The sequence below is a fragment of the Xenorhabdus ishibashii genome (assembly GCF_002632755.1).
Taxonomy (GTDB): Bacteria; Pseudomonadota; Gammaproteobacteria; order Enterobacterales; family Enterobacteriaceae; genus Xenorhabdus; species Xenorhabdus ishibashii.
The window spans coordinates 2400470-2420147 of the sequence record NZ_NJAK01000001.1; the positions used below are offsets into that span (position 1 = coordinate 2400470).

At 43.3% G+C, this 19678-nt stretch carries 19 protein-coding genes; 13 read left to right on the forward strand and 6 right to left on the reverse strand.

Annotated features, from left to right (window positions below; genetic code table 11):
* Positions 1-51 precede the first annotated feature (51 nt).
* From clpX to bolA, 4 genes are all read right to left on the reverse strand, one after another.
* Positions 52-1323, reverse strand: coding sequence for an ATP-dependent protease ATP-binding subunit ClpX (gene clpX / locus Xish_RS11440; RefSeq protein ID WP_099117968.1), 1272 nt, complete (start codon positions 1321-1323; stop codon positions 52-54).
* Positions 1324-1466: 143 nt separating this feature from the next.
* Positions 1467-2090 (reverse strand): ATP-dependent Clp endopeptidase proteolytic subunit ClpP, encoded by a 624-nt coding sequence (gene clpP / locus Xish_RS11445; protein WP_074019295.1) that lies wholly within the window; start codon positions 2088-2090, stop codon positions 1467-1469.
* A 272-nt stretch (positions 2091-2362) separates the two neighbouring features.
* Positions 2363-3667, reverse strand: coding sequence for a trigger factor (gene tig / locus Xish_RS11450; protein ID WP_099117969.1), 1305 nt, complete (start codon positions 3665-3667; stop codon positions 2363-2365).
* A gap of 395 nt (positions 3668-4062) precedes the next feature.
* The gene (gene bolA / locus Xish_RS11455; protein ID WP_099117970.1) at positions 4063-4386 is read right to left on the reverse strand and encodes a transcriptional regulator BolA; all 324 of its coding nucleotides are present in this window, start codon (positions 4384-4386) and stop codon (positions 4063-4065) included.
* A 249-nt stretch (positions 4387-4635) separates the two neighbouring features.
* On the opposite strand from bolA, the gene Xish_RS11460 reads away from it, so the two are divergent.
* From Xish_RS11460 to Xish_RS11500, 9 genes are all read left to right on the forward strand, one after another.
* Positions 4636-5223, forward strand: a complete 588-nt coding sequence (locus Xish_RS11460) for a lipoprotein (RefSeq protein ID WP_099117971.1) — start codon at positions 4636-4638, stop codon at positions 5221-5223.
* 71 nt (positions 5224-5294) lie between these two features.
* Entirely contained in the window at positions 5295-6824 is a 1530-nt protein-coding gene (gene ampG / locus Xish_RS11465) for a muropeptide MFS transporter AmpG (protein WP_099117972.1), read from the forward strand.
* Positions 6825-7102: 278 nt separating this feature from the next.
* Positions 7103-7870 (forward strand): nucleoside-specific channel-forming Tsx family protein, encoded by a 768-nt coding sequence (locus Xish_RS11470; protein ID WP_099117973.1) that lies wholly within the window; start codon positions 7103-7105, stop codon positions 7868-7870.
* Between the two features lie 350 nt (positions 7871-8220).
* Positions 8221-9186, forward strand: coding sequence for a cytochrome o ubiquinol oxidase subunit II (cyoA, locus tag Xish_RS11475; protein ID WP_099117974.1), 966 nt, complete (start codon positions 8221-8223; stop codon positions 9184-9186).
* 4 nt (positions 9187-9190) lie between these two features.
* Positions 9191-11173: a cytochrome o ubiquinol oxidase subunit I gene (cyoB, locus tag Xish_RS11480; protein ID WP_099117975.1), complete on the forward strand. Its 1983-nt coding sequence runs from the start codon at positions 9191-9193 to the stop codon at positions 11171-11173.
* The gene (locus tag Xish_RS11485) at positions 11173-11784 is read left to right on the forward strand and encodes a cytochrome o ubiquinol oxidase subunit III (RefSeq protein ID WP_099117976.1); all 612 of its coding nucleotides are present in this window, start codon (positions 11173-11175) and stop codon (positions 11782-11784) included. Before cyoB ends, Xish_RS11485 begins: the two co-directional genes overlap by 1 nt.
* On the forward strand, positions 11784-12116 hold the full coding sequence (locus Xish_RS11490) for a cytochrome o ubiquinol oxidase subunit IV (protein WP_099117977.1): 333 nt from the start codon (positions 11784-11786) through the stop codon (positions 12114-12116). Before Xish_RS11485 ends, Xish_RS11490 begins: the two co-directional genes overlap by 1 nt.
* A 12-nt stretch (positions 12117-12128) precedes the next feature.
* Positions 12129-13013, forward strand: coding sequence for a heme o synthase (gene cyoE, locus Xish_RS11495; protein ID WP_099117978.1), 885 nt, complete (start codon positions 12129-12131; stop codon positions 13011-13013).
* Positions 13014-13155: 142 nt separating this feature from the next.
* A complete protein-coding gene (locus Xish_RS11500) occupies positions 13156-14523 on the forward strand; it encodes an MFS transporter (protein WP_099117979.1) in 1368 nt (455 codons plus the stop codon).
* Positions 14524-14603: 80 nt separating this feature from the next.
* On the opposite strand, the gene Xish_RS11505 is transcribed toward Xish_RS11500, so the two are convergent.
* Positions 14604-15095 (reverse strand): YajQ family cyclic di-GMP-binding protein, encoded by a 492-nt coding sequence (locus Xish_RS11505; protein ID WP_099117980.1) that lies wholly within the window; start codon positions 15093-15095, stop codon positions 14604-14606.
* A gap of 126 nt (positions 15096-15221) precedes the next feature.
* On the opposite strand from Xish_RS11505, the gene panE reads away from it, so the two are divergent.
* Positions 15222-16133, forward strand: coding sequence for a 2-dehydropantoate 2-reductase (panE, locus tag Xish_RS11510; RefSeq protein WP_099117981.1), 912 nt, complete (start codon positions 15222-15224; stop codon positions 16131-16133).
* A complete protein-coding gene (gene yajL, locus Xish_RS11515; RefSeq protein ID WP_099117982.1) occupies positions 16096-16692 on the forward strand; it encodes a protein deglycase YajL in 597 nt (198 codons plus the stop codon). Before panE ends, yajL begins: the two co-directional genes overlap by 38 nt.
* Before the next feature lie 83 nt (positions 16693-16775).
* Here yajL and thiI read toward each other — a convergent pair whose 3' ends face one another.
* A complete protein-coding gene (thiI, locus tag Xish_RS11520; protein ID WP_099117983.1) occupies positions 16776-18224 on the reverse strand; it encodes a tRNA uracil 4-sulfurtransferase ThiI in 1449 nt (482 codons plus the stop codon).
* Positions 18225-18454: 230 nt separating this feature from the next.
* Here thiI and xseB point away from each other — a divergent pair, with 230 nt between their 5' ends.
* Both xseB and ispA read left to right on the forward strand, forming a co-directional pair.
* The gene (xseB, locus tag Xish_RS11525) at positions 18455-18712 is read left to right on the forward strand and encodes an exodeoxyribonuclease VII small subunit (protein WP_074022853.1); all 258 of its coding nucleotides are present in this window, start codon (positions 18455-18457) and stop codon (positions 18710-18712) included.
* Between the two features lie 4 nt (positions 18713-18716).
* Positions 18717-19649 (forward strand): (2E,6E)-farnesyl diphosphate synthase, encoded by a 933-nt coding sequence (ispA, locus tag Xish_RS11530; protein WP_099118739.1) that lies wholly within the window; start codon positions 18717-18719, stop codon positions 19647-19649.
* The last annotated feature ends 29 nt before the right edge of the window (positions 19650-19678 follow it).

Consider the following 19678-nt stretch of genomic DNA (forward strand, 5'->3'; position numbering starts at 1 on the left):
TTTTGTTTTTTCAATGCATATTGATAATCAATACTTCCAACCCCACTTTCTTCACTCACCAGAAACTTGGGCATCCGGCTTGCTATATATCAATAATGGTGCGGAGTTATCTTCAACAACCGTTTCATCAACGACAACTTTCTCTATATGTTCCATCGATGGCAGATCGTACATTGTATCCAGTAAAACACCCTCAACAATTGAACGAAGACCACGGGCACCCGTTTTACGGGCCATTGCTTTTTTCGCTATGGCAGTCAAGGCTTCTTTTCTGAATTCCAGTTCAACACCCTCAAGGTTAAACAGGGCCTGATACTGTTTGGTCAGCGCATTTTTCGGTTCCTGTAGGATCTGGATCAATGCTTCTTCATTAAGCTCAGTCAGTGTTGCCACTACTGGCAGACGACCAATAAACTCAGGAATTAACCCAAATTTAATTAAATCTTCCGGTTCAACCTGAGACAGCAATTCACCTTCTGTGGCTTTCTCTGATTCACCCCTAACTGTAGCACTAAAACCAATACCTGAACTGACATTCAAACGCTGGCTGACAACTTTATCCAAACCGGCAAACGCACCACCACAGATAAACAGAATCTTGGAAGTATCAACTTGCAAGAATTCCTGCTGTGGATGCTTACGACCACCTTGAGGAGGAACCGCGGCCACAGTGCCTTCAATCAGTTTCAGCAGGGCTTGCTGAACCCCTTCTCCTGATACATCGCGAGTAATTGATGGATTATCAGATTTACGGGAAATTTTATCTATTTCATCAATATATACGATACCACGTTGTGCTTTCTGCACATCGTAGTCACATTTTTGCAGAAGTTTCTGGATAATATTTTCTACATCTTCCCCAACATAACCTGCTTCGGTTAATGTCGTGGCGTCAGCCATAGTAAACGGAACGTCTAAATAGCGAGCTAATGTCTCTGCTAGCAACGTCTTACCGCTACCTGTCGGGCCAATCAACAGAATATTACTTTTGCCGAGTTCCACACCGTTTGTGGAATCACCATTACGTAATCTTTTGTAATGGTTATAAACCGCAACTGCTAACACTTTTTTCGCTGTTTCCTGGCCGATAACATAATCATCCAGATGTTGGCGAATTTCATGAGGGGTAGGTAATGCACTACGCTCACGATGTGGTACCAGCTCTTTAATTTCTTCGCGAATGATATCGTTACATAAATCGACACATTCATCGCAGATATACACTGACGGGCCGGCTATTAATTTCCGTACTTCATGTTGGCTTTTCCCGCAGAAAGAGCAATACAGCAGCTTTCCTGAACCGTCTTTGCGCTTATCTGTCATCAGTCAACCTCACTTTATGAACTGTTATCCCAGTCTGTCCGGCATAACAGAAAAAACGCTATTACTCCGCCTAACTTGGCGTCAATATCAAAAAACGCTTAGAGAATAAGGTAGCATCGGAGTAATAAAGTAATTATTAATAATTAGCTGCGCTGGGTGAATATACTATCAACCAACCCATATTCTACGGATTCTTCAGCTGACAAGAAACGATCGCGTTCTGTATCCTTAACGATCTTCTCAAGTGGCTGTCCGGTATGTTGCGCCATCAATTCGTTCATACGCGCTTTAACCTTGAGTATTTCCTGCGCATGGATCTCAATGTCAGTTGCCTGTCCCTGGAAGCCACCTAATGGCTGGTGAATCATAACTCTGGAATTTGGCAGACAGAAGCGTTTCCCTTTTGCTCCAGCGGTCAGTAGGAATGCTCCCATTGAACAGGCCTGCCCCATACAAATAGTGCTCACGTCTGGTTTGATAAACTGCATCGTATCATAAATAGACATGCCTGCCGTGATAACTCCACCAGGTGAGTTGATATATAAATGAATATCTTTTTCTGGGTTTTCTGCTTCCAAGAATAGCATTTGGGCAACGATCAAGTTCGCCATATGATCTTCAACAGGTCCAGTCAGAAAAATAATACGATCCTTTAATAAGCGGGAGAAGATATCAAATGCACGTTCGCCACGTGCTGTTTGTTCAACCACCATCGGCACCAAAGACATGTTAGGTGCATATTGATCTTGCTTGCCACTGTATGACATTTCCGTCTCCTAATAGAACTCACGCTGGTGCCATTCATAACTGATTCTACTTGAGATAAGCGATGATGACCATGATCCAAAGTTAACTCACAAGGGGATTTTTCCCCTATAAAAAGTAGTAAGCTCTTACATAATAGTAAGAAAGGATATGAGGTTAAATCTGTTTTTTTCAAGAACAATAAAAAAAACCCGCAAGCATCGCCTGCGGGTTTACTTAGGTTCACTTCATTGAGTGCGAGGTTTCATCATCTCAGGCAATCAATGAATGAAACTTATGCCAATTGATTTTGGTTCATAAGATCATTAAAGCCGGTTTCTTTTTCAGAAACTTTAGCTTTGCTCAGAACAAGTTCAACAGCCTGCTCTTCCAGAGCAATGTTGCGAATGTTGTTCATCATTTCTTTATTTTTGCTGTAGTATTCAACAACTTCTTTCGGATCTTCATAAGCTGCTGCCATCTCTTCGATCAACGCAGTAACGCGTTCTTCTTCGACTTTCAGCTCATTGCTGCTGATCACTTCGCCTAACAGCAAACCAACAACAACGCGACGTTTAGCCTGCTCTTCGAACAGTTCACGTGGCAGTTCCAGAGCTTGTTTTTCGCTGCCGCCAAAACGCTGGGCAGCCTGACGACGCAGTACATCAATTTCACTATCAATAACAGCCGCAGGAACTTCAATTTCGTTAGCCTTAACCAGACCATCAAGAACCTGAGTTTTAATGTTGTTACGAACAGCATTTTTCAGTTCACGTTCCATGTTCTTGCGAACTTCGGTGCGTAAACCTTCAACCGTACCATCAGCAATACCAAAACGTTTGATGAACTCTTCTGTCAGCTCTGGCAGTTCACGCTGTTCAACTTTTTTCAGGTTGATTTCGAACTTCGCTGCTTTACCTTTCAGATTTTCTGCATGGTAATCTTCTGGGAAAGTCACATCGATAGTAAATTCTTCACCTGCTTTGTGACCAACGATACCATCTTCAAAACCTGGGATCATACGACCCTGGCCCATTGCCAGAACGAAATCAGTTGATTTACCGCCTTCGAACTCTTCACCATCAATGGAACCCGTGAAATCAACAGTCACGCGATCTTCCGCAGCCGCTGCTTCATCAATTTCTTTCCAATCTGCCTGCTGTTTACGCAGCGTATCCAGCATGTTGTCAACGTCTGCATCTTTTACTTCAACAACAGGTTTTTCAACGGTGATTTCTTCCAGACCTTTCAGCTCAATTTCAGGATAAACTTCAAATTCAACTGCGTAAGTGAAGTCTTCACCGTCTTTAAACTGTTCCGGTTTGTAGCTTGGTGCGCCTGCTGGATTGATTTTCTGCTCAATGATCGCATTGATGAAATTGCGCTGCATCAGATCACCCAGAACATCCTGAAGAACAGAAGCGCCATAACGCTGCTTCACGATATTCATTGGCACTTTGCCTTTACGAAAACCGTCGATACGGACTTTCTTTGCTACATTAACCAGTTCACTGTCAACTGCTTTTTCGATATCGGCAGCAGGAACGGTGATTGACACACGACGCCCAAGGCCTTGAGTGGTTTCAACAGAAACTTGCATCTTGTTACCTCAAAAAAATCATAGTGCTCGGTCAACTTCAGAATGACTGCAAGGCTTAAAACAAGCTGATTGCAGTACTCTTTAAGAACCGGGGCGGTCGCATTAAAAAACCGAGAATCCCTGTGATCAGAAGCGTCCCGAAACCATTCTAAAAATTTAGACGCAGCATTATAGCGACGCAGACAGGATGAGTCGAGAATTGCAGACAAAAGCATGCGTGATTCGTTGACTTATGTGATAAACGTTGCTTAATAACTACATCATTATACTGTTTATGATGCTATCGTTTATGCAATATGCATATAAACAAAAATACAGCCCGAAGGCTGTCAGCTAAAATTAAATTTGGATTAATTAAAGTAGAGACAAATAAGCTATGAGATTAGCTCAAAAAATCACAAATTTGATGTTGTCGTACTTCCTCCGCGACACGCTGGAGAAGCCAAAACAGTGTCTGCTAGTTCTGCCCACTCCTTTTCCGTATAAGTATGAAGTGCCAAAGCATGTACACCTTCCTCTAATTCTTTAGCCAAGGCGCTATATACTGAGCGGTGGCGATTCAGTATTCTTTGTTCAACAAATTCATTGCTTATAATAATAATTTTAAAATGGCTTTCAGAGCCCGCAGGCACATTATGACGATAACTTTCATCGATTACTTCCAGATGAGAAGGCTTAAATGCCGCCTGTAACTTTGTTTCTATTTCTTGACGAACCATCCCATTCTCCTAAATCACCAAAGGTTATTTATCAACCACATCTTTGATTCTAGATTATTTCCCGTGATTTATAACATCGAAATAACCAAATCTCTTTAACAGAATTTACATCAGGTATTTCTCACGATATTGCAAATCGTGTTTCAATCATCAGGGATATGCCGCTCCCCATGGCAATGCTATGATTACGGCGGTTTAAACTACCCGTATTAATATTGAGTATCCGAATCTTAAATTGAGAAAACCTAAATGCTGAAGAAAATATTTATTCCATTGATTACGCTTTTCTTTTTATCTGGGTTATCTGGTTGTGCAGACTCAGGCAACACCTTAGCCATTCAACCCAAAATTACTCTGCCACCAGCCGATCCAACCATGAAAGCGATCACTATCACTATTAGTGGGGTCGATCATCGTCAATCTCAAGCTTTGGCGCAAATTAATCGTAATGCGCGATTAGTTACATTGGTTCCTTCCCGCGATTTACGCTTCTTACTGCAAGAAGCATTGGAAAAGCAAATGGCAGCTCGTGGCTATATGATTGGTTCTCCCGCTAATGCCAATTTGCAGGTCGTTGTCAATCAACTCTATGCCAATGTGAAAGAAGGTAGCCTTCGTCATGATATTTCAGCAAAAGCTGAAATATCTATCATTGTTTATGCTCAAGATGGTAGTAAACAAATCAAAAATTATCGCACCAGCTACAGTGCTCAAGGACCACTGACAGCAACAAACGCTAAAATTGCTGATGCAGTAAATACTGTCTTATCTGATGTGATCGCAGACATGGCTCAGGATGCGTCAATCAGTGCATTTATTAAACAAAGCGTCCATTAACAGGACAATGAATAAACTTTCTGCCTAATTCTGACAACATTGGATAGTATGCAGAAAATTTTGGGAGGCTCATGACTAACCATCGTTACTTAAACCTATCTGCATTACGCAACTATCGAACCCTTCTATTACTGGGCTTTGCCTCAGGTCTGCCTCTTGCACTCACGGCTGGAACATTACAAGCATGGATGACTGTCGAAAACGTCGATATCCGAACTATCGGTTTTTTCACTTTGGTTGGTCAAGCCTATGTTTTTAAGTTTCTCTGGGCACCCGCGATGGATCGATATACCCCCTCCTTTTTAGGACGCAGACGGGGGTGGATGCTCGCCACTCAACTTTTGTTGATCGTCAGTATTGCAGCAATGGGATTTCTTCAACCTTCCCAGCACTTATGGTGGCTTGCTGCATTGGCGGTTGCTGTTGCATTCTTCTCAGCCTCCCAAGATATTATTTTTGATGCCTATAAAACCGATTTATTATCACAGGAAGAACGAGGATCAGGTGCCGCTATTTCCGTACTGGGTTATCGGTTAGCTATGCTGGTTTCCGGTGGATTAGCCTTGTTACTCGCTACCTATATTGGTTGGCAAAGTATGTATTGGGTTATGGCTGGCCTGATGTTGATTGGCGTTTATGCCACGCTTACAGCCAAAGAACCGGAAATCAATACAGCACCACCAAAAACACTACATCAGGCGGTATTCGAGCCATTGTTTGATTTTTTCAACCGCAACAATGCCTGGCTTATCCTGCTACTGATTGTGCTGTACAAACTGGCAGATGCTTTTGCTCTCTCACTCAGTACACCTTTCCTTATTCGTGGCGTCGGTTTCAATCCGGCCGAAGTCGGTATGATCAATAAAACCCTCGGACTCGCTGCAACCATTGTCGGCGCATTATACGGCGGTTATTTGATGCATCGGCTAAGCTTGTTCCGTGCCCTGATGATCTTTGGCATTCTTCAAACCGTTTCAAATTTCGGTTATTGGATACTTGCCGTGACCCCTAAAGACATTTACCTAATGGGAGCGGCGATTTTTCTGGAAAATATCTGTGGTGGTATGGGAACAGCGGCTTTTGTTGCTCTTCTAATGACCTTATGTAATAAATCATTTTCAGCAACACAGTTCGCGTTGCTTTCTGCATTATCAGCAGTTGGCCGAGTTTATGTTGGCCCGGTAGCAGGGTGGTTTGCAGAAGCCTATGGTTGGCCAATGTTCTATCTATTTTCTGTTATTATCGGATTACCGGGGCTTGTATTGTTGTTCGTCTGCCGCAAAACACTGGCTTATACCCAGAAAAATGATGATTTTTTACCTCGAACACTATTCAAAAACGCTTATAAATTCGCTTTTAGTATCATGATATTGGCCGCCCTGATGTTCATAGTTTGGTTAATTATCAGTAGCGTACTGTTTATCATCATTCATTTAGTCCCTCTGGTGTACACTATATCGCCAGAATATATACAATGTCTGCATGAAGTTGGTGAGTGGATATCTCCACTGTTATCCTGGGGGGGAATCATTGGAACCTTGGGCTTTCTTTTAGGTGGAATATTAGATTATTTGGCTTTAAAGAAAAGTAGGCTCGCTTAGTTTACTGTACCTGTTCAACGCCTTTTTCACACCTGCCTACAGCAGAAGGCTGACAAAGCTCAGCCTTCTGTCACCAGTTTATATTGCTGGTTTATCCAGTTTAGATAGTGACAAACTTCACAAGAAGAGTAAAAAAACACAATTCTGTGGTCTGAACAGCATCTTTTTCAAGGTGGAATTATTTATATTTAAACTAACAAATATTATTATTTGAACGCATATTATTTCGAACTATTCGAAATATCGTTAACCACCTTAAAACCATATAAAGGGAATTTATGAAAAGACGTATTTTGACACTCACCGCAGTTGCCGCAGCCTTAGTTTCTGCTTCAGCCAGCGCGGAATACCAGTGGGGATTTGGCAATGTCAGCATGAATTACCTTGACTGGAGCAAACATACCACTCATAAAACCGGACAAACCTCACATAAGGATGATTTTGCTTATTTAGAACTGGAAGGTGGAGCAGGATTTAGCTGGGGCGAACTCTACGGTTTCGCCGATTTAGAGAATCCTTTTAACAGTAAAACAGCCCAACCAGGTGATAACCAGCGTTATACTTTCAAGACAACAGGTCGTTTCTATCTGGGTGATACGGGTTTCAACCTTTATGGTCATGTTTATGGAACTTATTCATTGCCAGGCAAAGCAAATGGTGGCAACTTCCATGAAGTTAATACACTCTATGGATTAGGCTATAATGCTAATATTGCTGGCTTATGGTTTAAACCTTTTGTCGCACTGCATTATGTTGACCAAACGTTCTATTCAGGCAATAACGGTTATGTCGTAGGCTGGGTTGCTGGATACGATTTCAATCTTTGGGATCAAAAATTCAGTGTTACAAACTGGAATGAAATTGAATTGAACCGCAACGAACGTTATGGCAACGGCGGACGCGAAGGCATTAACGGTGCTATTGCACTATGGTGGACTCCACATCCTTCTTTTACAACCGGAATTCAATACCGTTATGCGGATAACAAACTGGGAGAAGACTTTTTGCAGGATGGTATTGTTTATAGTGTAAAATATAACTTCTAGCAACTAGTTTAATCGGTGAGCAGCCTGGCGCTGCTCATTGAAACCGATAAATAATAGTTATCCTATCAATAACAAAGTATATTTCAGTAATTTTTCTTTGATTTTTATCATATTTTTTCTTTTTAAAATAGAGGGTTATTTGAAATTAATTGTCTGTTTTGATTTTTTGGTTAAGATAACCAGCCGAAATTAACGTTTTGTTAAATTTAGAATCACATGTGATCCCTCTAACATAAAAAGCCCACAAGCCAACCTGCTTCTATTACAATTGTTTACACTCCGGTAACCTTACCGTAGAATGCCCGCACTGATGAAACGACAATAAAGCTTTTGTTATCTGGGGTCGCTCAATGAGACTTATGAAATACAAAAAAACTATTGGGTTATCGTCACTACTCGCAGCCACGTTAATGCTAGGTGGTTGTGATATGGTATTGATGAATCCCAAAGGGGCGATCGGCGCCGAGCAAAAAACGCTGATACTGACAGCGTTTGGCCTGATGCTGATCGTTGTTATACCGGCTATTGTAATGGCAATCATTTTTGCCTTACGTTACCGGGAAGCCAATAAATCTGCAACTTACCGTCCAAACTGGGCACACTCAAATAAAATTGAGCTTGTCGTTTGGACCGTGCCTATCCTGATTATCATCACCTTGGCAACGATTACATGGAAAACGACACATGAACTCGATCCATATAAGCCATTGGACAGTGATATAAAACCGGTGACGATTGAAGTTATTTCCCTTGACTGGAAATGGCTGTTCATCTATCCGGAACAGGGTATCGCAACCGTAAATGAAATTGTATTCCCTAAAAATGTTCCAATTAACTTCAAAATCACCTCAGACTCTGTGATGAACTCTTTCTTCATTCCACAGTTGGGTGGTCAGATTTATGCAATGGCAGGTATGCAGACAAAATTGCACCTGATTGCTAACTCAGCGGGTAAATACGATGGATTCTCAGCAAGTTACAGTGGTCATGGCTTCTCAGGCATGAAATTCACTGCAACAGCGACGGATGATCGTGCAGGTTTTGAAGAGTGGGTGCAGAAAGTTAAAGCATCACCGAAAACCCTGGATACCGTACAAGCATTCAACGACTTGGCTAAACCTAGCCAAAACAATCCAGTTGAATACTTCTCAAGCGTAAAACCAAAACTGTTCCAAGAGACTATCGCCAAATTCATGGGTGACATGGGCCATGGTGGTATGTTTGGTATGTCTGGTCACGGCAAAACAGAACATGGTGAAGCTGCGGGTCATAATATGAATATGAGTCAGCCGGCTCATTCAGGTGTTGAGGAATAAAGGCATGTGGGGAAAATTAACACTGGATGCGATCCCATTACATGAACCCATTATTGTGGTGACATTGTTGGGGATCCTGCTTGGGGGACTGGTAGTTGTTGGTTCCTTGACTTATTTCCGTAAATGGAAATGGCTCTGGAGTGAATGGTTAACCAGCGTTGACCATAAGAAAATTGGTGTCATGTACATCGTCGTTGCCATGGTGATGATGCTCCGTGGTTTCGCTGATGCCATCATGATGCGTGGACAGCAAGCCTTGGCTTCCGCGGGTGAAGCCGGTTTCCTGCCCCCGCACCATTATGATCAGATCTTTACCGCTCACGGCGTTATCATGATCTTCTTTATGGCGATGCCTTTCGTTGTCGGTCTGATGAACATTGTTGTTCCTCTGCAAATCGGCGCTCGTGACGTTGCATTCCCATTCCTGAACTCTTTGAGTTTCTGGTTATTTGTTGTCGGTGTCGCACTGATCAACATCTCTCTGGGCGTTGGTGAGTTTGCACAAACCGGTTGGTTGGCATACCCACCGCTATCTGGTCTGGAGTACAATCCGGGGGTCGGTGTTGACTACTGGATATGGAGTCTTCAGCTCTCTGGTGTCGGTACATTGCTGACAGGCGTTAACTTCTTCGTGACCATCCTGCGCATGCGTGCACCAGGTATGTCCATGATGAAAATGCCTGTTTTCACTTGGGCTTCACTGTGCACCAACATCCTTATTATTGCTGCGTTCCCAATCCTGACAGTGACCATTGCGTTGCTCACTCTGGATCGTTATCTGGGCACCCATTTCTTTACCAACGATATGGGCGGCAACATGATGATGTACATCAACCTGATTTGGGCTTGGGGCCATCCTGAAGTCTATATTCTGGTGCTGCCTGTCTTTGGTATTTTCTCCGAAGTTACTGCAACCTTCTCGAAAAAACGCCTGTTTGGTTATACCTCTCTGGTGTGGGCGACGATCGTTATTACCATCCTGTCGTTCATTGTATGGTTGCACCACTTCTTCACCATGGGTTCTGGCGCGAATGTCAACGCCTTCTTTGGTATCGCCACGATGATTATCTCCATCCCGACTGGAGTTAAGATCTTCAACTGGCTGTTCACCATGTACCGTGGTCGTATTGAATTCAAAACCCCAATGCTGTGGACTGTTGGCTTCTTAGTCACCTTCTCCATTGGTGGTATGACAGGTGTTCTGTTAGCAGTACCTGGCGCAAACTTTGTTCTGCACAATAGTCTTTTCCTGATTGCCCACTTCCATAACGTCATCATCGGTGGTGTGGTATTCGGCTGCTTCGCAGGTACAACTTACTGGTTCCCGAAAGCATTCGGTTTCACGCTGAATGAAAAATGGGGTGTTCGTGCATTCTGGTTCTGGATCACTGGTTTCTTCGTTGCCTTTATGCCGCTGTACGCACTGGGCTTTATGGGTATGACCCGTCGTCTGAGCCAGGATATCAACCCTGAATTCCACCCTCTGCTGGTTGTTGCCGCAGGTGGCGTTGTCTTAATCGCCCTGGGTATTCTGTGTCAGGTTATCCAGTTCTACGTCAGTATCCGTGACCGTGACCAAAACCGTGATTTGACGGGTGACCCGTGGGGTGGCCGTACTCTGGAATGGTCAACTTCATCTCCACCTCCATTCTATAATTTTGCTGAGGTTCCACACATTCAGACTCGTGATGCATGGTGGGATATGAAAGAAAAAGGCACTGAATATAAGCGTCCGGCTAAATATGAAGAAATTCATATGCCTAAAAATACCGGTGCCGGTGTAATCATTAGTGCTTTCTGTCTGACCTTAGGCTTTGCTTTGATCTGGCATATCTGGTGGATGGCTATTGCAAGCTTCGCTGGCATCATCATTAGCTGCATCGTGAAAAGCTTTGACGAAGACGTTGATTATTACGTCCCTGTAGCCGACGTCGAGAAAGTTGAAAATCAGCGTTATGAAGAACTGAGAAAGGCAGGTGTGAAATAATGTCGACTCAAACCCTTAACAACACAGCCGCCCATGATGCTCATGGGCACCACGATACAGGAGCCAACAAGGTATTTGGCTTCTGGGTCTACCTGATGAGTGACTTGGTTCTGTTTGCAAGTCTGTTTGCTACCTATGCAGTGTTAGTTAATGGCACTGCGGGGGGGCCGTCTGGTAAGGATATTTTTGAACTGCCATTTGTACTGGTAGAAACCTTCCTGCTGCTATTTAGTAGTATCACCTATGGTTTCGCCATGCTGAGCATGAACAAAGGTAAAGTTGCTCAGGTTAATTTGTGGCTATTCATTACCTTCCTGCTTGGCCTTGGCTTCGTTTCAATGGAAGTGTATGAATTCCATAAACTGATTTCAGAAGGCTTTGGCCCTGACCGTAGTGCATTCCTGTCTGCTTTCTTTGCACTGGTTGCTACTCACGGTCTGCACGTTACCTTCGGTCTGATTTGGATCATTACTCTGATGGTTCAAGTTTCACGTCGTGGCCTGACTGATGTGAACCGTATGCGTCTGAACTGCCTGAGCCTGTTCTGGCACTTCCTTGATGTTGTATGGATCTGTGTATTTACTGTCGTTTATCTGATGGGAGCTATGTAATGAGTCATCCAAATACTTCTCATTCCGGTGCCAGCCACGGTAGCTTCAAAACCTATATGATTGGTTTTGTTCTGTCAGTCATACTGACCGTGATCCCATTCTGGATGGTGATGGATGGCACGGCTTCACACAGCACAATTCTGGTGACAGTCCTCGCCATGGCTGTCGTTCAGATTTTTGTTCATTTCATCTGCTTCCTGCATATGAATACATCATCTGAAGAGCGTTGGAACCTAGTTGCCTTAATATTCACACTCTTGGTCATCGCTATCGTTGTTGTTGGCTCCCTGTGGATTATGTACAACCTGAACATCAATATGATGGTTGATTAAGGGTTGATTTGAATGATTAAGCAATACCTGCAAGTGACCAAACCAGGAATTATTTTCGGAAATCTAATTTCTGCGATTGGTGGTTTTCTACTCGCTTCCAAGGGCGTAATAGATTACCCCTTGTTCTTTGCAACGATGGTCGGGGTATCGCTGGTGGTAGCATCAGGTTGTGTATTCAACAACTATATCGACCGCGATATCGACCGTATCATGGAAAGAACGAAAGAAAGGGTCCTTGTGAAAGGGCTTATCGATCCGAAAATCAGCCTGATTTACGCCTCAGTGTTAGGTATTGCTGGCATAGTGCTGCTCTATGTAGCAGCCAATGCCTTAGCAATGCAGCTAGCTCTTATCGGGTTTATCATTTATGTTGGGGTTTATAGCCTCTACATGAAAAGAAAATCTGTTTATGGCACGCTGGTTGGTAGCTTGTCAGGTGCAGCACCTCCTGTGATTGGTTACTGTGCAGTAGCGGGACACTTTGATACTGGCGCGTTGATCTTACTGTTGATCTTCAGCTTGTGGCAGATGCCTCACTCTTACGCCATTGCTATTTTTCGGCTCAAAGATTATCAGGCGGCCAATATTCCAGTATTACCCGTGATTAAAGGTATTTCCGTCGCGAAAAATCATATCACCCTGTACATTCTGGCCTTTATGGTTGCCACGTTGATGCTGACTCTCAGTGGCTATGCGGGTTATAAATACCTTATCGTAGCGGCAGCAGTGAGTATCTGGTGGTTGGGTATGGCATTATCAGGTTATAAAACCTCTAATGACCGTATTTGGGCCCGTAAGTTATTTCTGTTTTCTATCGTCGCTATCATGTCATTAAGCGTCATGATGTCTGTAGATTCAACAGCATCTCCAGAAAACCTACTGACTTATGTCTGGTAATATTTAGATGGCGGGGTTTACCCTGCCATCTTTTTTCCTTTCTTTTATCTCTATTCAATGACAACTTATTCGGTTACAAGCGCTTCTTTTTCGTTTGCTCTCACCTAATTGAAATGTCATACCAGATTTTTTTGAGGTATCCATGAACGATAATAAAATGACTCCGCTTGAACTTCGGGCAACATGGGGCTTAGGTTCTGTTTTCTCCCTGCGCATGTTAGGCATGTTCATGGTTCTGCCTGTTCTGACGACCTATGGTTTAGCACTACGTGATGCGACTGAAGCTCTTATTGGGATTGCCATTGGCATCTACGGCTTAACTCAGGCAATATTTCAGATCCCATTTGGGCTTTTATCAGACAAAATTGGCAGGAAACCTTTAATCATTGGCGGGCTTCTCATCTTTGCATTAGGCAGTGTTATTGCCGCCTTAAGCGATTCTATTTGGGGGATCATTATCGGGCGAGCCTTGCAAGGCACAGGGGCAATATCCGCCGCTATCATGGCATTACTTTCAGATCTGACTCGTGAGCAGAATCGAACAAAAGCAATGGCATTTATCGGCATTAGTTTCGGCATTACATTTGCCTTTGCAATTGTTGCTGGCCCTATTATTACCCACCAAATCGGTTTAAATGGTTTATTTGGGGCAATTGCAATCCTTGCTGGCTGCGGGATACTTATCACTCTGTTTGCCGTACCAAATACACACAAGCATTTGCTAAATCGCGAATCGGGTATCGCACGCGGCAGCTTCAAGCGTGTGCTTTCAGATCCGCAACTGTTAAAACTCAATTTTGGTATTCTCTGCCTGCATACCTTATTGATGTCGAGCTTTGTTGCCCTTCCCCTTATTATGGAAAAAGTGGGATTTCCTCCACAACAACACTGGAAAGTATATTTAATTACTACACTTATCTCTTTTGTCGCCGTTCTGCCTTTCATTATCTACGCAGAAACAAAACGTCGTATGAAACAGGTATTTTTGCTGTGTATAGGTATGCTATTCATAGCTGAAGCCGTTTTATGGTCTCAGGGATCGCATCTTTGGGGGATCTTTGCAGGCATTCAGATTTTCTTTCTTGCATTTAATATCATGGAGGCTATTTTGCCTTCACTCATCAGCAAAGAAGCACCTGCGGGTTACAAAGGTACAGCGATGGGGGTTTACTCTACCAGCCAATTCCTTGGCGTTGCTTTGGGAGGTTTCCTTGGAGGAATGCTTTACGAATGGCAAGGTGCATCGCTCGTCTTTATAGGTGGCATCGCACTGACCGCATTCTGGTTTATTATCAGTCTGACATTGCGGCAACCACCCTATGTCAGTAGTATCAGGCTCATCTTGCCAGAACAGCTAAACAACTCTGAGATATTGGAGAAAAAGATATTGGCGCAAGCCGGCGTAAAAGATGTTGTCATCGCACCGGAAGAACTCAGTGCGTATATCAAAGTCGATACTAAACTAACTAATCGTGAACAGTTAGAACAGCTTGTATTATCCCATAAATAGCTTGGGTATTTATAACAAGTACGGTGTTATCAAACACCGTACTATGATTAATTATTCACTATTAGTGATAATGACAAAAATTAATCGCGGAAATTAGTAAATTGGAAAGGCTGCCCCAATTCTGCACCGCGCACTAACGCAATGACACTTTGTAAATCATCGCGCGCTTTACCGGTTACCCGCACTTGCTCACCCTGAATCTGAGCCTGTACTTTTAACTTGCTGTCTTTAATCAACTTCACAATCTTTTTCGCTAACGGTGTATCAATACCTTGCAGCAAAGTTGCGTCCACACTGTACGTTTTGCCGCTATGAACCATATTTTCAGGAATATTGATTACAAAGCCATCAATTCCACGTTTAGCAAACTTTTCACGCAAAATATCAACGAGTTGGTTCACCTGAAAATCAGATTCACTGGCAATTTTGATCGATTCATTCTTTTCGTTTAATTCAAAACTCGCGGGAACGTTACGAAAATCCCAACGATTACTTAACTCCCGCTGTGCGTTCTCTACTGCATTGCGAACTTCTTGCATATCAACTTCAGAAACAATATCAAATGATGGCATTCCCCGTCACCTCCAGCTAATCAATAAATCGGCATGATAACCGCTTTCCATTATTGGCAAAAGCTCTATACTCGGGAAGTTCAGCTATCTTTTTGCAACTACCCTATTTTCAGATCAGGAAGAAATATGAAAATAACCGTTCTTGGCTGTGGCGCTATCGGTAAACTGTGGCTTGCCGCCCTATCTCAACAAAATCATAGTGTTCAGGGATGGCTAAGGGTTCCACAGCGTGTTATTTCCGTCCAGATCGAAAACTTTAATGGCAGGGCTTTTAATCAACAATTTCCTGCCAACGACGAAAAACACCTTGCTGAAAGCAAGTTACTCCTCGTTTGTTTAAAAGCGTGGCAAGTTTCTGACGCAGTCAATCACCTTGCGGACAAGCTTCCCCCCCATTGTCCAATCCTGTTATTGCACAATGGAATGGGAACCCAAGAAGAATTCAGGTCTCTATCCAACCCCATTTTACTTGGTGTAACGACGCACGGAGCCTATCGAAAAAATAGTATTGTGCACTATAAGTCACAAGGAATGACTCATATTGGTGCCATAACAGCCAATGCTGCCAAGCTCAGTAATCTGGCCGATATTTTACACAGTGCCCTGCCCGATGTAGCATGGCACAATGAAATACATGCCATCAGTTGGATGAAACTTGCCGTCAACTGTGTCATTAATCCCCTCACAGTCATCTATGATTGCAAAAATGGTGACTTACGGCATCACCAGACACAAATTCAGACATTATGTGGCGAAATTTACCAGGTTATGGAACATGATAGTATCCATACAACCAAACAAACCTTGATTGATTACGTCATGAACGTAATTGAGCAAACCTCTGAAAATTACTCATCCATGCTGCAAGATATACGGGCACAGCGACATACAGAAATAGACTACATTACCGGTTTTTTAATGCGTCGGGCTCGTGTTCACGGTTTATCAATTGCAGAAAATAGTGCTGTTTATCATTACATTAAACGCAAGGAGGAAGAATATGAGTGCCTCAGCCCTTATTTGTCTCGCCCACGGTAGTGAAGAAACCGAGGCTGCCACGACGATTGATTTACTTGTTCGGGCGGGAGTTAATGTTACTGTAGCCAGCGCGGAAACCGATGGCTCCCTTACATTAACCTGCTCACGCGGCGTTAAAATCGTTGCTGATGTCCCCTTGGTTAATGTCGTTAACGAAGATTTTGATGCCATTATTCTGCCGGGAGGCATAAAAGGTGCAGAATGTTTTCGTGACAGCTTACTGGTAGTAGAAAAAATTCGAGCGGCACAAAGTCAGGGAAAAATCATTGCGGCAATCTGTGCTTCTCCGGCGATCGTATTGGAATATCATCAACTTTTTCCTGTCGGAAATATGACCGGCTATCCCAGTATGCAGGATAAAATTGCACCAGAAAAATGGATTGATAAACGAGTTTATTTTGACGAAAGGGTTAATTTACTGACCAGCCAAGGGCCTGCCACTGCTTTTGACTTCGCCTTGAAACTGATTGAATTGTTGAAAGGAAAAGAAAAAGCCGCAGAAGTTGCCGCCCAACTCGTTTTACCGGCCGGCATTAATAATTACCAAAACATTCAATAATCATCTCACCTTATAAAGGAGAGATACAACACAGGCTGCCTATTGGATCAGTTCCGTAAGCAGCCTGGTTCTTTAGGAACAAATTAAGGGCGATACACTTTCACATTGTCGAAGCCTTGTTCACGCAGATAAAGTGCCTGTAAACGGCTCATCACACCACGTTCACAATAAAGCAGATACGTTTTTTCTTTCGGCAGATCACCAAACTGGGTGCCCAGTTTATAGAAAGGCAATGATTGAATTTCAATACCACCGATATTTAACGGACAATTATCCTGTTCATCGGGGGAACGGATATCTAACAATACATCATCAGGAGAAAGTGCGGATACCATTTCTACTTCCACCACTTGCTCGCTGGTTTGTTCTGCAATTTGGCGGATATCCAGATTCTGGGCTTCGCTAATCACTCGTTCTAAGATCTCAAAGTCAAAATTGTTTTCTTCTGCTTCAATTTTGGCTTTAACGGCTTTCACGGTTGGACTTTTTGATATCACCCCACAAAACTCTGGCATAGTACGGGCAAAATCTTCGGTACCAATCTCACGAGCCAGCTTAATAATGTGCTCTTTATCATGGGAAATCAGGGGGCGGAGGATCAACGTATCTGAAACATTGTCAATCAACCTTAAGTTAGTCAAGGTCTGGCTGGATACTTGCCCCAGAGCCTCACCGGTTACGATCGCCTGTACGCCATAACGCTCTGCAACTTTGGACGCTGCCCTGACCATCATCCTTTTCAGCACAACGCCCATTTGCCCGTCGTCAACTTTTTCCAGAATTTCAGCCACAACAGGTTCAAAATTGACAGCAACGAAACGGACTTTATGCGAACTACCAAACCGGTTCCACAAATAATGGGCAACCTGCTTTACGCCAATTTCATGGGCTGCGCCACCGAGATTAAAGAAACAGTAGTGCACACGGCAGCCACGACGCATCAACATATAACTGGAAACGCCGGAATCAAATCCACCGGAAATGAGTGACAGTACATCTTCCTGCGTACCGATAGGAAACCCGCCAATCCCTTCATGACGGGCTTTAACCAAAACCAGCTTATCCTGATCAATTTCCAGATTCACGGTGACATCAGGCTTAGTTAGTTTCACCTTGGCTGATTCAATATGTTGATTCAGTCCACCACCGACATAGCGTTCAACTTCATTGGATGTAAAATTGTGTTTACCACGACGCTTTACGCGAACACAAAATGTTTTACCATGCAGTAAATGGCCGTATGTTTCGTAAGTTTGCTCAAAAATATGATGCAGGTCACGAAAATCCCGCTCTTCTACTTGCAGGATATGGTGGATACCGGGAATACGTGTCAGTGCGTCACAAATTTCCGCACCAAGGTTATCATCCTTAACCCGAACTTCGATATTATCCCAATGGCGGACAACAGCAATACCTTCTCCGAACGTCTTCAAAACATTGCGGATATTGCTGGCAAGAATTTTAATAAAGCGCAACCGGACGGTCTGGCTCTTAATCGTAATTTCTGGGAATAATTTAATGATAAACTTCATAGTAAGATATAGTAGTCATTCAATGTTGAACTATCACAAACAATATCAATGATTGTTCTTAAGTGTTCAGTTGGATAGGGCGCAGAGTATAACACCCATCTGGCTATGTCACCTGTAAAAAATATAGTGGTAATACATGATTTATTTTTCTTGGTGTAGTAGGGTACTCTGCAATTCTGTAACGAACTTGCTTTGCTGTAATTCGTTAAATAATCATATGTTAAGCCATTATGTCTAAAGCAAATCAAACATCAGCAACCGAAAAAATGCCAGCATTCGAGGACTCTCTTAAAGAGCTGGAGGAAATTGTGATTCGGCTGGAATCCGGAGAACTCCCATTAGAAGATGCGTTGAATGAATTTGAACGTGGTATTCAACTTGCAAGACAAGGACAGAAAACGCTCCAACAGGCGGAGCAACGAGTGCAAATTTTACTGAACCATGATGCACAATCGCCTCTTGATGAATTTTCGTCCGATGCTGAGTAAATTTATGTCTGAACACTATAAGGCTCCTTTTGAAGAGCAATTTTTTGAAAAAAAACTGCTCGATTGTCAGCAACATATTAATGACAAACTGATAGCAATATTTTCTTCATTGCCCTTTTTAAACAGCCCGTTAGGCACAGCAATGCAATATGGCGCGGTGCTGGGTGGAAAACGGCTGCGTCCATTTTTAGTTTACTGCGTGGGAGAAATGCTTGGCCTCCCCAAAAAGAGTCTTGATGCCGCCGCCATCGCGATAGAGTGCATTCATGCTTATTCATTGATCCATGATGATTTACCCGCAATGGATAATGACGATTTACGTCGTGGGCAGCCTACCTGCCATATCAAATTTGGTGAAAGTCAGGCTATTTTAGCCGGTGATGCATTACAATCACTCGCCTTTGAGATTCTGGCAAAACAGGATATGCCCAATGTGGCTTTGTCCGACCGCCTTGCTATGATCGCTGAATTGGCAAGCGCCAGTGGCTTTGCCGGCATGTGTGGCGGGCAATCATTGGATTTGGAAGCAGAAGGTAAACAGATCGATCTCGCTTCTCTGGAACAAATCCACCGACATAAAACAGGTGCATTAATACGTTCAGCCGTCCGATTGGCTGCTTATAGTGCAGGTCAACGTGGCCGTGAAGTACTGCCTTTGCTAGAGCAATATACCCAAGCCATCGGCCTGGCATTTCAGGTCCATGACGATATTCTGGATGTCATTGGCAATACTGAAGTTATCGGCAAACGTCAGGGCAACGATCAGCAGCTCGGCAAAAATACTTACCCTGCATTATTAGGTTTAGAACAAGCCCAACAAAAAGCCAGGGATCTGTATGAAGAAGCGCTCAGCGCCCTTACAGAACTGGAAAAACGGTCATATGACACCACAACCTTAAAGAAATTGGCTGGTTTTATCATTGAGAGAAACAGCTAAAAAACCGGTAAAGCGCCTTACGGGATGAA